Raw genomic sequence first — 13,000 nt, 5'->3', positions numbered from 1 at the left:
GACTCTCCCGACTGCGTCGACCTAAGGCCACGCCGAGCCGGGGGCAGCGTGTGAATCGCTCAGTCTAGCAACCGGATGCCTTTCGGCGCTGGTCAGCGCCTCCGAACGGCCCATCAGTCGGCGTCGGCGACGATCGCGCACGTCTCGACGAGGCCGGTCACCGCGAGCTCCTGGGTGGCCACCGGGACGGTCTCGCGGTGGATGCGGGTCGTTCCCGGGCCGACCGTGACCCGGGCCAGCCCGACCTCGGCGAAGCCCTGGTTGAGCGCGTGCACCGTGCACTCGGCGGTCGCCGCCGGGTCCTTGATCACGTCGAAGGTCACATCGATCCGCTCCGGCCCCTCGACCGAGAAGCCGACGTCCTTCCACTGCACCGGGTCCTGGAGCACCCCGATCCCGATCCAGATCCCCAGCGCCGTCGCCACGGCGCCGCCGACCGCGAGGCCGACGACGATCGAGCGCTTGCGGCGCGCCGTCGGTTCCGGCCCGTACCGCCGCGCGGGGAGGTGCTGGGTGGTCGACTCGCTCATGGGTGTCCTTCCGTCAGGCGGCGCGCGCACGACGATCTGGCGCGTCGGGTCGCTGGGGTGCGAGAACGTCGCCGGGGTGCGAGAACATTGTCTCTCGACCCGGCACCGAAAGATGTGGCGACTGACGCAGGAGGATCTCGGTGGCAACAGATCGACTTCGACTCATGGCGGTACATGCCCATCCCGACGACGAGTCGAGCAAGGGGGCGGCGACCACCGCCCGCTATGTCGCCGAGGGCGTCGACGTGCTCGTGGCGACCTGCACGGGCGGCGAGCGCGGCGACCTGCTCAACCCGTCCTACCCGCCGGTCGAGGGCGGGATCGAGGCGATGCGCGAGATCCGGCGCGCCGAGATGGCGAGCGCCGCCCGGGCCCTGGGGGTGCGCCAGCGCTGGCTCGGCTTCGTGGACTCGGGGCTGCCCGAGGGGGACCCGCTGCCGCCGCTCCCCGAAGGGTGCTTCGCAATGACCCCGCTCGAGGAGGCCGCCGCCCCGCTCGTGCAGCTCATCCGCGAGTTCCGCCCGCACGTGGTGACGACCTACGACCCGAGCGGGGGCTACCCGCACCCGGACCACATCATGTGCCACCGGGTCTCGGTCGAGGCGTTCGAGACCGCGGGCGACCCCGAGCGCTACCGCGGGCTGGGCGAGCCGTGGCAGCCGCTCAAGCTCTACTTCAACCACGGCTTCTCCATGGTGCGGATGCGCGCCATGCACGAGGCACTGGTCGCGGCCGACCGGGAGTCGCCGTTCGGTGAGTGGATCGAGTCCCGGCAGGCGCGCGAGATCCCCGAACGCTCGGTGACCACGCGGATCGCGTGCGCCGACTGGTTCCCCGCGCGGGACGACGCGTTGCGCGCCCATGCGACCCAGATCGACCCGGACGGCTTCTTCTTCGCGATCCCCCGCGCGATCGAGGCCGAGACCTGGCCGTTCGAGGACTTCGAGCTGGCCGTGTCCCACGTGCCCACCACCTTGCCGGAGGACGACCTGTTCGCCGGAATCCGTCCGGAAGGCTCGTGATGACCACCGTCCCGTTCGACCGTCCCGCGCTGGACCTCTCGGGGTGGGACTCCGGGCCGCTCTCGGGGGCCCTGTCCACGTCGACGAGCGCCGCGACGCCGTCCCCGAGCCCCGGCCGGACCGGCGATCTCGAGCCCGGCGACGTCTCGCCCGGACTGATCGGCTTCCTGCCGGTGTTCCTCATCGCCCTGGCCTGCATCGGCCTGTTCCTGTCGCTGACGTCCAAGCTGCGCAAGGTCAACCGCAAGCAGGCCCAGATCGATGCCGAGGAAGCCGCCGCGGCGAGCGCGGCCACGACGGCGCCGGGGGTGGTGCGCGACGACGACGCCTCGGACGGCGCCGATCGATGACCGGGTCGCTGCCCGGAGCTGACCGTCCCGGTGTCCTGCCGTTGCCCGCCCGGCCGCTGCGGCCCGCCGTCCGGGTGACGCTCGGGCAGGTCGCGGTCGGGGCCGACCATGCGGCGAACCTGCGTCAGGCCGTCGCTGCCGTGGACGCCGCCGCCGCCGCCGGCTCCGACCTGCTGGTCCTGCCCGAGTACGCCTCCGGCCTCGACCCGCGCGGCCCCGGGGCGCAGGATGCCGAACCGCTGTCCGGCCCGTTCGTCCAGGCGCTGCGCGACCGGGCCGCGGCCACCGGCGTGGCCGTGATCGCGGGTACCACCCTGCCCGGCGCGAGCGCGGACCGGGCCGTCAACGCGGTCGTGGCGGTCGACGGGACCGGGTCGCTCGTCGGGGTGTACCGCAAGGTCCACCTCTACGACGCGTTCGGTCAGCGCGAGTCCGACCGCCTCGAACCGGGGTCGCCGGACACCCCGCCCGTCGTGCTCGACGTCGCGGGCCTGAGCTTCGGGATCATGACCTGCTATGACCTGCGCTTCCCCGAGATGGCCCGGCGCCTGGTGGACGCCGGCGCGCAGGTGCTCGTGGTGCCCGCGGCCTGGGCCGCCGGACCGCGCAAGCCGGAGCACTGGCGGGCCCTGGCCGTGGCCCGGGCGATCGAGAACACGTCCGTGGTGGTCGCCGTCGGGCAGGCGGGGCGAGGGGTGATCGGCCGCTCGCTCGTGGTCGGACCGGACGGCGACGTCCGGCTCGAGCTCGGGGCGGTGCCGGGGGCGGGGACGACCGACCTCGACCCGATCGCCCTGGCTGCCGTGCGCGAACGGAACCCGTCGCTGGCGAACCGGCGCTACGCCGTCGTGCCCCGCGAGGCCTAGGCCGAGCCGTACGACGCGATCGACACGGCCACGTAGTTGCAGGTGAAACCGACCACGGTGAGCGCGTGGAACACCTCGTGGAACCCGAACCACCGCGGGCTCGGGTTGGGGCGCTTGAGCGCGTAGACGACGGCGCCGGCGATGTACGCGGCGCCGCCGGCGACGATGAGCCAGACGATCGCCGGCCCGCCCTCGCGCCAGAAGTCGGGGAGGAAGAACAGGTTCACGAGCCCGAGCGCGACGTACACCGGCGTGTAGACCCAGCGCGGCGCACCGAGCCAGATCACCCGGCCGAGCAGCCCGAGCACGGCACCGGTCCAGATGACCCAGAGCATCACCTGCGCGGTGGCGGGCGGCAGCAGGATGACGGCGAGCGGCGTGCCGGTCCCCGCGATGATGAGGAAGATGTTCGAGTGGTCCATGCGCCGCAGCACAGCGGTGACGCGCGGGGACCAGGTGCCCAGGTGGTACACGGCGCTCACCCCGAACAGGAGCACCGACGAGGCCGCGAACACCGCGGTGGAGATCTTGGCGGGCGCGGTGGGGGACAGCACGACGAGCACGATCCCGGCCGCCACGACCAGCGGGAACATCCCCGCATGGATCCAGCCGCGCAGCCGCGGCTTGACGGCGTCGGCCATCTGGGTGGCGCCGCTGCGCAGCGCGTCCCCGACGGTTGCGCCCTCGCCTGCGGTTCGACTGCGTGCCATCTTCGATCGGCTCCTTCGGTCTGCGGGTCCTGCAAGCATCCTCGCGGATCTCTCCCTTACGCCTTCGTAGGTTACTGCACCGTAGGTACGTGTCCGGGAGGACCGACACGGCCGCCGCGGCGCTCGGCTGGTCCTTGGTCTCCGGTGGCCGGCACGCGCGGTCGGGACGCGCCCGGGCACCGCTCGGCGCGGACCGGGGAGCGAGGCGGGGGCCCCGGTGCGCGGTAGCGTGACCTCACACGTTTCCCCCCGCCGGAAGGTCCCTCGCGTGCGCCTGCCCCATCCGCTCTACGGGTTGTACGAGCGACGTCTGGCGGCCTCGCTACCGAAGGACGCGATCCCGCGGCACGTCGGGGTCATCCTGGACGGGAACCGGCGCTGGGCGAAGTCCTTCGGGGAGCCGGCCTCGACCGGCCACAAGCGCGGCGCCGACAAGATCACCGAGCTGCTCGCCTGGTCCGAGGAGGTCGGGGTCGAGGTCGTCACGCTGTGGATGCTCTCGACCGACAACCTCGGACGCAACCCGGACGAGCTCGCCGAGCTCGTGGAGATCATCACCGACGCGGTGTGCCACCTCGCCGACACCGGTCGCTGGCGGATCCAGGTCATGGGCGACCTCGAGCTCCTCCCGGCGAACGCGGCCGGGGCGCTGCGGGCCGCCGAGGAGCGCACCCGCGACGTCCAGGGCCTGCACGTGAACGTCGCCATCGGCTACGGCGGCCGGCACGAGATCGCCGAGGCCTTCCGGTCGCTGCTGCGCGAGCACGTCGCGCAGGGCAACTCGCTCGAGGCCCTCGCCGAGTCGTTCGACGTCGACCAGATCGCGGACCACCTCTACACCAAGGGGCAGCCGGATCCCGAGCTCGTCATCCGCACCTCCGGGGAGCAGCGCCTGGGCGGGTTCCTGCTCTGGCAGAGCGCGCACTCGGAGTTCTACTTCTGCGAGGCCTACTGGCCGGACTTCCGGCGGGTCGACTTCCTGCGCGCCCTGCGGGCGTTCGCTGCCCGGGAGCGACGGCTCGGGCGCTGAGCGCGCACCCCGTTCCCGGCGGTGCGCGCGCCCCAGGTGACCGCCCGGGTGGGTCCGGATGAACATCGTGTTTCGCCCTGGCGTGTCGCTGTCGGCGGCTGCGCCCCCGGCGTAACCTCCCGCGGTAACGGACGGCACCTGTCGTCCCGCGGGAGGTCAGCCCATGGAGCACGTGCTCCCGGGGGAGGGCCGGTTCCGGCTCTCACGGCCGACCGACCCCCACCCAGTCACCGACGATCGGCGCAGCGCCGGTCGGAGGTAGCGAGAACGGCGCGCAGGCGCCGGAGGGAGCCCGTCGTGGTCACTGACGCATCGAGCCAGGACACCACCCGCACCGCGGACGCAGCGAGCAGCGACGCCGACGGTCTCGCCGGCCGCAGGACGTACGTCCTCGACACCTCCGTTCTCCTGTCCGACCCGCGTGCGATCCTGCGTTTCAAGGAGCACGACGTCGTCCTGCCCGTCGTGGTGATCACGGAGCTGGAGGCGAAGCGGCACCACGCCGAGCTGGGGTACTTCGCCCGGTCGGCGCTGCGGCTGCTCGACGACCTGCGCATCGAGTACGGCCGACTGGACGAGCCCCTGCCCATCGGGGACGAGGGTGGCACCCTGCACGTGGAGCTGAACCACACGAGCGCCGACCAGCTGCCCGTCGGCTTCCGGCTCGGCGAGAACGACAACCGGATCCTCGCCGTCGCGAAGAACCTCGCCCTCGAGGGGCGGGACGTGACGCTCGTGTCGAAGGACCTGCCCATGCGGGTCAAGGCGTCCGCCGTCGGGCTGCGCGCCGAGGAGTACCGGGCCGAGCTCGCGGTGGACTCCGGGTGGACCGGGATGGACGCGCTCGACATCTCCGAGGCCCAGATGGCCACCGCCTGGGAGCACGAGTCCATCGATCTCGCGGAGGTCGAGGGGGCCTCGGCCCGCGGGCTGCTGTGCCACACGGGACTCGTGCTGCACTCGCCGCGCGGGTCCGCCCTCGGGCGGGTCACGGCCGACAAGCACGTACAGCTCGTCCGCGGCGACCAGGACGTGTTCGGCCTGCACGGGCGCAGCGCCGAGCAGCGGGTCGCGATCGACCTGCTGCTCGACCCGGAGATCGGCATCGTCTCGCTCGGCGGCCGGGCCGGGACCGGCAAGTCCGCGCTCGCTCTGTGCGCCGGCCTGGAGGCGGTGCTCGAGCGGCGGCAGCACCGCAAGGTGATGGTCTTCCGCCCGCTGTACGCCGTCGGCGGCCAGGACCTCGGATACCTGCCGGGCGACGCCTCGGACAAGATGGGGCCGTGGGCGCAGGCCGTCTTCGACACCCTCGAGGCCGTCGTCTCCAAGGAGGTCGTCGAGGAGATCATGGACCGCGAGCTGCTCGAGGTGCTGCCCCTGACCCACATCCGGGGACGGTCGCTGCACGACGCCTACGTGATCGTCGACGAGGCGCAGTCCCTCGAGCGGAACGTGCTGCTCACGGTGCTCTCCCGGATCGGGCAGAGCTCGCGCGTGGTGCTCACCCACGACGTCGCCCAGCGCGACAACCTGCGCGTCGGGCGGCACGACGGCGTCGCGGCCGTGATCGAGGCGCTCAAGGGTCACCCCCTGTTCGCCCACGTCACCCTGACCCGATCGGAGCGCTCCCCGGTGGCCGCCCTGGTCACGGAGATGCTCGAGGGCATCGAAGTCTGACGTCCCCGACGCAGGCTAGGAGGCGGGTGCGGTTGCCGACCGGCGTCGGTCGAGCGGCAGCACGAGCGGCGCACCGGTCACGGGGTCCTCGATCACTCGGCAGGCGAGGCCGAACACCGACGCGACCATCGCTTCGGTCACGACGTCGTGGGGGGGCCCTTCGGCGACCACGCGCCCGTCGCGCATCGCGATGAGGTGCGTCGCATAGCGCGCCGCGTGGTTCAGGTCGTGCAGCACCGCGACGAGCGTGCGTCCGTGCGCCTCGTGCAGGTCGCGACACAGGTCGAGCACGTCGATCTGGTGGGCGATGTCAAGGAACGTCGTCGGCTCGTCGAGCAGCAGCAGCGGCGTGTCCTGGGCGAGGACCATCGCGAGCCAGACGCGCTGGCGCTGGCCGCCCGACAGCTCGTCGACCAACCGTTCTGCGAGGTCGTCGATGCCGGTCGCATGCATCGCTCGGTTCACGGCGGCCTCGTCGTGGACCGACCACTGCCGCAGGAGCCGCTGGTGCGGGAACCGCGGGCCACGAGATCGACGACCGCGATCCCGTCGGGCGCGAGGGGGGCCTGCGGAAGAAGTCCCAAGCGGTGTGAGGTCTCCTTCGCGGGGCGTGAGGCGATCGGTGCGTCGTCGAGGAAGACCTCTCCCGCGCGCGGCCGGAGCAGCCGGGCGAGCGCGCGCAGGGCAGTGGACTTGCCGCAGGCGTTGGGGCCGACGACGACCGTGAACGACCCGTCGGGGATCCGCAGGTCGAGGTGCTCGCAGACGACGCGATCGTCGTAGGCGAGCGTGAGGTCGTCGCCGTGCAGCCGTGAGGTACCGATGGTGCTCACACCTTTCCGCTGCGGCCGAGAAGCCACAGGAGGTAGATACCGCCGAGCAGTCCGGTGGTCAGGCCGACCGGGACGGACCAGCGGAACGGGACATGCTGCGAGAGGAGGTCGGCGCAGACCAGGAGCGTCGAGCCCATGACTGCCGCGGGAACGAGGTGTGCGCCGGTGCCGCGAGTCAGCCGGCGCACGAGCTGAGGTGCGGCGAGCGCGACGAAGGAGATCGGGCCTGCGGCGGCGGTCGCGACCGCGGTCAGCACGACGCCGACGACGACGAGGAACAGGCGCTCACGCTCGACGCGCAGGCCGAGCTGGGTTGCGGTGTCGTCGCCCATCTCCATGAGGTCGAGCCGGCGACCGGCGGCAGCGGCGATCGGGCCGACGACCGTGAGCACGGCGAGCACGGGGACCGCCTGCTCCCAGCGTCGCGCCGTGAGGCTGCCTTGGAGCCACAGCTGGGCCTCGAGCGCGTGGTCGAGGTCGCTTCGGGTGAGCAGGAGGGAATTGACGGCGGACAGCAGCGCACCGACGCCGATGCCGACGAGGACGAGCCGGTATCCGCCGCTGGTGCGACGCCGCATCGACAGCGTGTAGACGCCGACCGCACAGAGCACGCCGCCGCCGACGGCCCAGATCGCGACGTCGAGCGGCCCGCCGTCGAACACGATGATCTGGAGCACGGCCCCGGTCGCAGACCCCGCGGTGAAGCCGATGATGTCGGGTGACCCCAGCGCGTTGCGCGACACCGACTGGAAGATGGCCCCGGCCATGCCGAGCGCGGCGCCGACCGCGACGCCCGTGACGAACCGGGGCAGCCGGATGCCGCGCACGACCCGTGCGGTCGTCGCGTCCTGGCTGGTCCCGAGCACCCCGCGCAGCACGTCCGACGGGCTCACCTCGACCGTGCCCTGCGTCATCGCGAGCACGCCGACGACGGCGGTGAGCAGGAGCAGCCCGAGGGCGACGACGACCGAGCGCGGCTGCCAGCGCAGCGACAGGGCACCTCGGCGCACGACGCGGCCCGGCAGGTGGCGACCCGGCTCGACCGTGCTGGTTGCGGCCGTGCTGGTCTCGGCCGGGCTCACAGCGCCGCGAGCCGGCGCCGTCGCACCAGCGCGATGAACAGCGGCGCACCGACGATCGCGGTGATGACGCCGGCAGGGACCTCGCTGGGCAGCGCGACGATCCGGCCGACGACGTCGGCGCCGAGCAGCACGTCCGCCCCGATGAGGGTCGAGAAGGGGATCACCCAGCGCTGGTCGGGTCCGACGAGCAGCCGGGCGACGTGCGGTGCCGCGAGCCCGATGAACGCGAGGGGGCCCGCGGCGGCCGTCGCCGAACCGGCGAGCAGCACCACGGCGACGAGCGCCAGGGTCCACGTGCGGCGTACCGCGACCCCGAGCGCGGTGCCCGCATCGGACCCCAGCGCGAGCGCGTTCAGCGACCCGGCCAGCGACTGCGCGAGGACGAGCCCGACGACGATGAGGACCCCGGCCGGGATCAGGACGTCGTACCCCCTGCCCTGCAGCGACCCGACGACCCAGAAGCGGAACACGTCGAACACGTCGGGGTAGTTGATCGTGACCGTGGAGGTGAACGCCCCGAGGACCACCGAGAGCGCTACCCCGGCGAGCACGAGGCGCACCGGGCTCGACCCGCCGCGCATCGCGCCGCCGAGCGCGAACACCAGGGCGGCGGTCGCCGCGCTGCCGAGCAGCGCGAAGACGAGGTAGGACCCGGGTCGCACGACACCGAACGCGGCGATCGCGGTCACGACGACGGCCGCCGCGCCCGCGTTGATGCCGAGCAGCCCGGGGTCGGCGAGCGGGTTGCGGGTCACGGCCTGCATGAGCGCGCCCGCGACCCCGAGCGCCGAGCCGACGAGCAGCCCGAGCAGGGTCCGAGGGATGCGCAACGTGTGGACGATGAGGTGGTCGTCATGTGACGCGTCAAAGGTGACGAGCGCATCCCACACCGACCCGATCGGCACGGACCGGGACCCGATCGCCAGGCTCAGCAGCGTGATCGCTGCGAGCGCGGCGAGCGCGCACCCGAGTCCGATCGTCCGACGACGGACGCGATCGGGCCGGCGGGGTGGAGCGGAGGTGTCCGCCCGGGTCAGGAGAACAGGCCCTCGATGACGTCGAGGACCTGCGTCGCGCTGAAGTAGTCGATGCGGAACGAGTCGTCCCCGAGCGCGTACACCTGGCCGTTGGTCACCGCGGGTGCGTTGGCGAGGACCGGGGTGGTGCGCATGGCGTCGACGTTGGTGTCCGAGCCGCTGATGATGAAGACGGTCTCCCCGGTCAGTGCGGTGACGGTGTTCTCGAGCGAGACGAACGCGAAGTCGGTGCGCGTCTGCGCGCTCGTGTCGAACGCGTCGTCGGCTCCGACGACGTCGAAGCCGAGGGAGGCGAGCAGGGTGCCGTGCGAGCCTTCGGGCTTCGCGAACGCGGTGTCGCCGCCGTCGCCGTAGTACACGACCGCGTTGACGGTGCCCTCGGGGATCGTGATCTTTCCGGCGACCTCGGCGACCCGCTGGTCGAACGTGTCGACGGTCGCCTTCGCCTGTTCCTCGAGGCCGGTCGCGGAGCCGAGCTCCAGGGCGATGTCCTGCCAGGTGCTCGCGCTGTAGTCCAGGACGATCGTCGGCGCGATCGCGCTCAGCGCGTCGTACTGGTCGGCGGTCGAGTCGGCGCCGCTCGTCGAGACGACGATGAGGTCCGGGGCCGCGGCGATGATGGCTTCCTCGTCGTGCTCGAGGTTCTGATAGAGCGGTTCGACGCCACGCTCCTGCGCGATGTCGGCCCACCAGTCGAAGAAGCCCGTGCCGTCGTTGCTGTCGGCAGGGGTCGACGCCGAGCTCCCCGTGACCGGTGCATCGATCGACAGCAGCACGCCGGTCAGGGTGAGCGACGTCGAGACGATCGATGTCGGCGCTGTCTCGATGACGGTCTCACCGAGTGCATGCGTGACGGTGCGGGGCCAGGCGGCGTCCGCGATGGCGGACGACGCGGCGGTATCGGCGGTCGCGTCGGCCTCGGCCGGGCCGGGGCTGGAGCATGCGGCCGAGCCGAGCGCGACGAGGGCGGTGAGGGCGACCACACCGAGGCTGCGGGACGTGCGAGACATGGCAATGTCCTCATTCTGAAAGGGTCGGCAGGCGAAGGAAGGTAAGGCTAACCTATCTTTATGCACCTTCGTCGTTGTGTGATCCGCCCATGAGCCGGCTCGATCTGCCCGTCGGGATCGGTCGGGTCCCGCTTGCTTCCCCCGCGCTCGACCTCATGCGTGCCGAGGAGGTCGGCTCGTCGGGCTGGTGGCAGTGGATCGCCGCGACCGGGACGCCGCTCCACCTGCCGGGAGCGGTCGACGGCACCGAGGTCCTGGTGTTCCTGTACCGCGACGGACAGGCGGGCGGCGCCTATGTCGACCTCATCGGGCTCACGGACCGCGAGGATCTGAGCACAGGCGCGATGGATCGGGTCGCGGGGACCGATGTCTGGTGCGCGGCGTTCGGCGTCCCGAGCGACTTCGTCGGTTCGTACAGCCTGATCTCGCACGACGCACCGCTCGTCTCCCCCGGCCCCCGGGACACCGATGAGGCGCGGGCCTGGTGGGTCTCGGTGCTCGCGACGGCTCGTCCCGATCCGCTCGGAACCGGTGCCGCGTTCGCGGGCCTGCGCGACGGACGCCGGTCGATCGCGAGCGCGAGCGCGAGCGCGGGCGCGGGCGCGGCCGCTCCGCGCGCTCGGTGCTCATCGACCGCACCGATGCGCGGCGAGCTGGTCGCGACGACCTGGCGGCGGCCCGACGTGGACCGTGACCAACGGGTGTGGGTCTATGTGCCGACGGCCCGTCCCGGCGAGGTCGTCGCGCTCGCTGTCGTGTTCGACGGCCAGGTGTGGTCCGCAGGCGTCCCGCTCCTGCCCGTCCTCGACGAGCTCATCGACGACGGTGCGCTCCCGGCGACCGCCGCCGTGCTCCTCGACTCCGGCACGCCCGACGAGCGTCGGGACGACCTCACCTGCCGAGGCACGTTCATCGACGCGATCGCCGACGACCTGATCCCCGGGCTGGTGAGCTCGGTCCTGAGCGCGCGGGGGCTCGTTGCGACCCGAGATCCGGGGGCCACGGTCGTGGGGGGTCAGTCCTACGGCGGGCTCGCGGCGTTCTACGCCCCGATCCACCGCCCGGACCGGTTCGGTGCGTCGCTGAGCCAGTCGGGGTCGTTCTGGTGGCCCGACCTGCAGGACACGTCGACCCGGCGGGTCGCGACCTGGCTGCGGACCGCCCCTCCGCGCACCGCGCGCGCCGTCATCCAGGTCGGCCTGTTCGAGGGCGACCTCACCGAGGCGAACCGTGAGGTCGCCGCGCTCGTGACGGACCGGGGCGAGTGGCTGCGGTTCACGGAGGTCCCCGGTGGTCACGACTGGGCCTGGTGGGGCGTGCGGTTCGGCGCCGGGCTCGTCGAGCTGCTCGGGGACCGAGGGGTCGTCAGGGGCGCGTCGGCGGGCGGGTCATCGACATGACGTCCAGGGCCGTGTCCAGGTCCGCCTCGCTGAGCTCGCCGCGCTCGACGAAGCCCAGCGCGGTCACGGCCTCGCGCACCGTGACCCCGTGCGCGACGGCGTGCTTGGCCACCTTGGCGGCGGACTCGTAGCCGATCACCCGGTTGAGCGGGGTGACGATCGCCGGCGACGACTCCGCGAGGGCGCGGGCCCGCGCGACGTTCGCCTGGATCCCGGTCACGGTCTTGTCGGCGAGCAGGGTCGAGGCGTTCGAGAGCAGCCGGATCGACTCGAGCACGCCGAGGGCGATCACCGGGATCTGGACGTTGAGCTCGAACGAGCCGCTCGCGCCGGCCCAGGCGACCGTGGCGTCGTTGCCGATCACGCGCGCGGCGACCATGAGCACCGCCTCGGGGATCACCGGGTTCACCTTGCCGGGCATGATCGACGAGCCGGGCTGCAGGTCGGGGATCGCGATCTCGCCGAGCCCGGTGTTGGGGCCCGAGCCCATCCAGCGCAGGTCGTTGCAGATCTTGGTCAGGCTCACCGCGACGCCGCGCAGCGCCCCCGAGAGCTCGACCAGCCCGTCGCGGCCGCCCTGGGCCTCGAAGTGGTCGCGCGCCTCGGTCAGCGGCAGCCCGGTGTCCTCGACCAGCAGGGCGATGACCCGCTGCGGGAAGCCCGCGGGGGTGTTGATGCCGGTGCCGACCGCGGTCCCGCCCAGCGGGACCTCGGCGGCCCGGGGGAGGGCGGACTGCACGCGCTCGATCCCGTACCGGATCGCGGCGGCGTACCCGCCGAACTCCTGCCCGAGCGTGACCGGCGTCGCGTCCATGAGGTGCGTGCGGCCGGACTTGACCACGTCCGCGAACTCGATCGCCTTGCCCTCGAGGGCTCCCGCCAGGTGGGTCAGCGCGGGGATCAGACCGTGCACGACGCCGGCCGTCGCGGCGACGTGCACGGACGTCGGGAACACGTCGTTGGACGACTGCGACGCGTTCACGTGGTCGTTGGGGTGCACGTCGCGACCGAGGTGGCGGGTGGCGAGCGTCGCGATGACCTCGTTGGCGTTCATGTTCGAGCTCGTGCCCGAGCCCGTCTGGAAGATGTCGATCGGGAAGTGCGCGTCGTGCGCGCCACCCGCGACCTCGTCGGCGGCCAGCACGATCGCGGCGGCGAGATCGGCGTCGAGCACCCCGAGCTCGGCGTTCGCCCGGGCGGCGGCCTTCTTGATGCGGGCGAGCGCCTCGATGTGGCTGCGCTCGAGCCCGGTGCCGGAGATCGGGAAGTTCTCGACGGCGCGCTGGGTCTGGGCACGGTAGAGCGCGTCGGCGGGCACCCGCACCTCGCCCATGGTGTCGCGCTCGACGCGGAAGGCGGGCTCGGTGGCGGCGGTCGGGGTGACGGCGTTGTCGGTCATGGGGTCATCGTGCCGTACCCCGCGCGGGTGGGGCGGCCAACCGGGCGCCGGTAC

The 13,000-nt window shown here is 72.6% G+C and carries 12 protein-coding genes and 1 pseudogene; 6 read left to right on the top strand and 7 right to left on the bottom strand.

The genetic code is table 11. From position 1 onward, the window contains the following. Window positions 1-113 precede the first annotated feature (113 nt). Window positions 114-530, bottom strand: a complete 417-nt coding sequence (locus EUA98_RS13250) for a DUF4307 domain-containing protein (protein WP_130103164.1) — start codon at window positions 528-530, stop codon at window positions 114-116. A gap of 164 nt (window positions 531-694) precedes the next feature. Between EUA98_RS13250 and mca the strand changes: the two genes are divergently transcribed. From mca to EUA98_RS13235, 3 genes are read left to right on the top strand one after another with little or no spacing between them, the layout of a single operon-like run. Then, on the top strand, window positions 695-1,552 hold the full coding sequence (gene mca, locus EUA98_RS13245; RefSeq protein WP_130103190.1) for a mycothiol conjugate amidase Mca: 858 nt from the start codon (window positions 695-697) through the stop codon (window positions 1,550-1,552). Next, window positions 1,552-1,902 carry a hypothetical protein gene (locus tag EUA98_RS13240; protein ID WP_130103163.1) on the top strand — a complete coding sequence of 117 codons (351 nt, stop codon included), beginning with the start codon at window positions 1,552-1,554 and terminating at the stop codon, window positions 1,900-1,902. The genes mca and EUA98_RS13240 overlap by 1 nt, the downstream gene beginning before the upstream one ends. Next, window positions 1,899-2,768 (top strand): carbon-nitrogen hydrolase family protein, encoded by an 870-nt coding sequence (locus EUA98_RS13235; protein WP_130103162.1) that lies wholly within the window; start codon window positions 1,899-1,901, stop codon window positions 2,766-2,768. The genes EUA98_RS13240 and EUA98_RS13235 overlap by 4 nt, the downstream gene beginning before the upstream one ends. Here EUA98_RS13235 and trhA read toward each other — a convergent pair. Beyond that, the gene (gene trhA, locus EUA98_RS13230) at window positions 2,765-3,478 is read right to left on the bottom strand and encodes a PAQR family membrane homeostasis protein TrhA (RefSeq protein ID WP_130103161.1); all 714 of its coding nucleotides are present in this window, start codon (window positions 3,476-3,478) and stop codon (window positions 2,765-2,767) included. The genes EUA98_RS13235 and trhA overlap by 4 nt on opposite strands. Window positions 3,479-3,746: 268 nt before the next feature. On the opposite strand from trhA, the gene EUA98_RS13225 reads away from it, so the two are divergent. Further along, window positions 3,747-4,508 carry an isoprenyl transferase gene (locus EUA98_RS13225; protein ID WP_130103160.1) on the top strand — a complete coding sequence of 254 codons (762 nt, stop codon included), beginning with the start codon at window positions 3,747-3,749 and terminating at the stop codon, window positions 4,506-4,508. A gap of 297 nt (window positions 4,509-4,805) precedes the next feature. Further along, window positions 4,806-6,185 (top strand): RNA 5'-3' helicase PhoH2, encoded by a 1,380-nt coding sequence (gene phoH2 / locus EUA98_RS13220; protein WP_130103159.1) that lies wholly within the window; start codon window positions 4,806-4,808, stop codon window positions 6,183-6,185. Between the two features lie 15 nt (window positions 6,186-6,200). Here the strand turns inward: phoH2 and EUA98_RS20090 are convergent. From EUA98_RS20090 to fepB, 4 genes and pseudogenes are all read right to left on the bottom strand, one after another. Beyond that, window positions 6,201-7,009 (bottom strand): annotated as a pseudogene (locus EUA98_RS20090) (ABC transporter ATP-binding protein). A 5-nt stretch (window positions 7,010-7,014) separates the two neighbouring features. Then, window positions 7,015-8,100: a FecCD family ABC transporter permease gene (locus tag EUA98_RS13210; RefSeq protein ID WP_242511490.1), complete on the bottom strand. Its 1,086-nt coding sequence runs from the start codon at window positions 8,098-8,100 to the stop codon at window positions 7,015-7,017. After that, complete coding sequence (locus tag EUA98_RS13205; protein WP_130103188.1) at window positions 8,097-9,137, bottom strand: FecCD family ABC transporter permease; 1,041 nt, start codon at window positions 9,135-9,137, stop codon at window positions 8,097-8,099. Before EUA98_RS13205 ends, EUA98_RS13210 begins: the two co-directional genes overlap by 4 nt. Then, the gene (fepB, locus tag EUA98_RS13200; RefSeq protein ID WP_130103158.1) at window positions 9,134-10,147 is read right to left on the bottom strand and encodes a Fe2+-enterobactin ABC transporter substrate-binding protein; all 1,014 of its coding nucleotides are present in this window, start codon (window positions 10,145-10,147) and stop codon (window positions 9,134-9,136) included. Before fepB ends, EUA98_RS13205 begins: the two co-directional genes overlap by 4 nt. A gap of 89 nt (window positions 10,148-10,236) precedes the next feature. Here fepB and fes point away from each other — a divergent pair, with 89 nt between their 5' ends. After that, window positions 10,237-11,547, top strand: coding sequence for an enterochelin esterase (gene fes / locus EUA98_RS13195; RefSeq protein WP_130103157.1), 1,311 nt, complete (start codon window positions 10,237-10,239; stop codon window positions 11,545-11,547). Here the strand turns inward: fes and EUA98_RS13190 are convergent. Continuing rightward, window positions 11,513-12,946, bottom strand: coding sequence for a class II fumarate hydratase (locus EUA98_RS13190; RefSeq protein ID WP_130103156.1), 1,434 nt, complete (start codon window positions 12,944-12,946; stop codon window positions 11,513-11,515). The genes fes and EUA98_RS13190 overlap by 35 nt on opposite strands. Between the last annotated feature and the right edge of the window lie 54 nt (window positions 12,947-13,000).

The sequence above is a fragment of the Pengzhenrongella frigida genome (genome assembly GCF_004168625.1).
GTDB classification, from domain to species: Bacteria; Actinomycetota; Actinomycetes; order Actinomycetales; family Cellulomonadaceae; genus Pengzhenrongella; species Pengzhenrongella frigida.
Note: the sequence above shows the minus strand (reverse complement) of the source record. Positions and strands in the feature narration are given on the sequence as shown.

Bases quoted from the DNA above. Each gene is read 5' to 3' on its own strand.
- EUA98_RS13250 (WP_130103164.1), bottom strand. From the start codon at position 530: ATGAGCGAGTCGACCACCCAGCACCTCCCCGCGCGGCGGTACGGGCCG.
- mca (WP_130103190.1), top strand. From the start codon at position 695: ATGGCGGTACATGCCCATCCCGACGACGAGTCGAGCAAGGGGGCGGCG.
- EUA98_RS13240 (WP_130103163.1), top strand. From the start codon at position 1,552: ATGACCACCGTCCCGTTCGACCGTCCCGCGCTGGACCTCTCGGGGTGG.
- EUA98_RS13235 (WP_130103162.1), top strand. From the start codon at position 1,899: ATGACCGGGTCGCTGCCCGGAGCTGACCGTCCCGGTGTCCTGCCGTTG.
- trhA (WP_130103161.1), bottom strand. From the start codon at position 3,478: ATGGCACGCAGTCGAACCGCAGGCGAGGGCGCAACCGTCGGGGACGCG.
- fepB (WP_130103158.1), bottom strand. From the start codon at position 10,147: ATGTCTCGCACGTCCCGCAGCCTCGGTGTGGTCGCCCTCACCGCCCTC.
- fes (WP_130103157.1), top strand. From the start codon at position 10,237: ATGAGCCGGCTCGATCTGCCCGTCGGGATCGGTCGGGTCCCGCTTGCT.
- EUA98_RS13190 (WP_130103156.1), bottom strand. From the start codon at position 12,946: ATGACCGACAACGCCGTCACCCCGACCGCCGCCACCGAGCCCGCCTTC.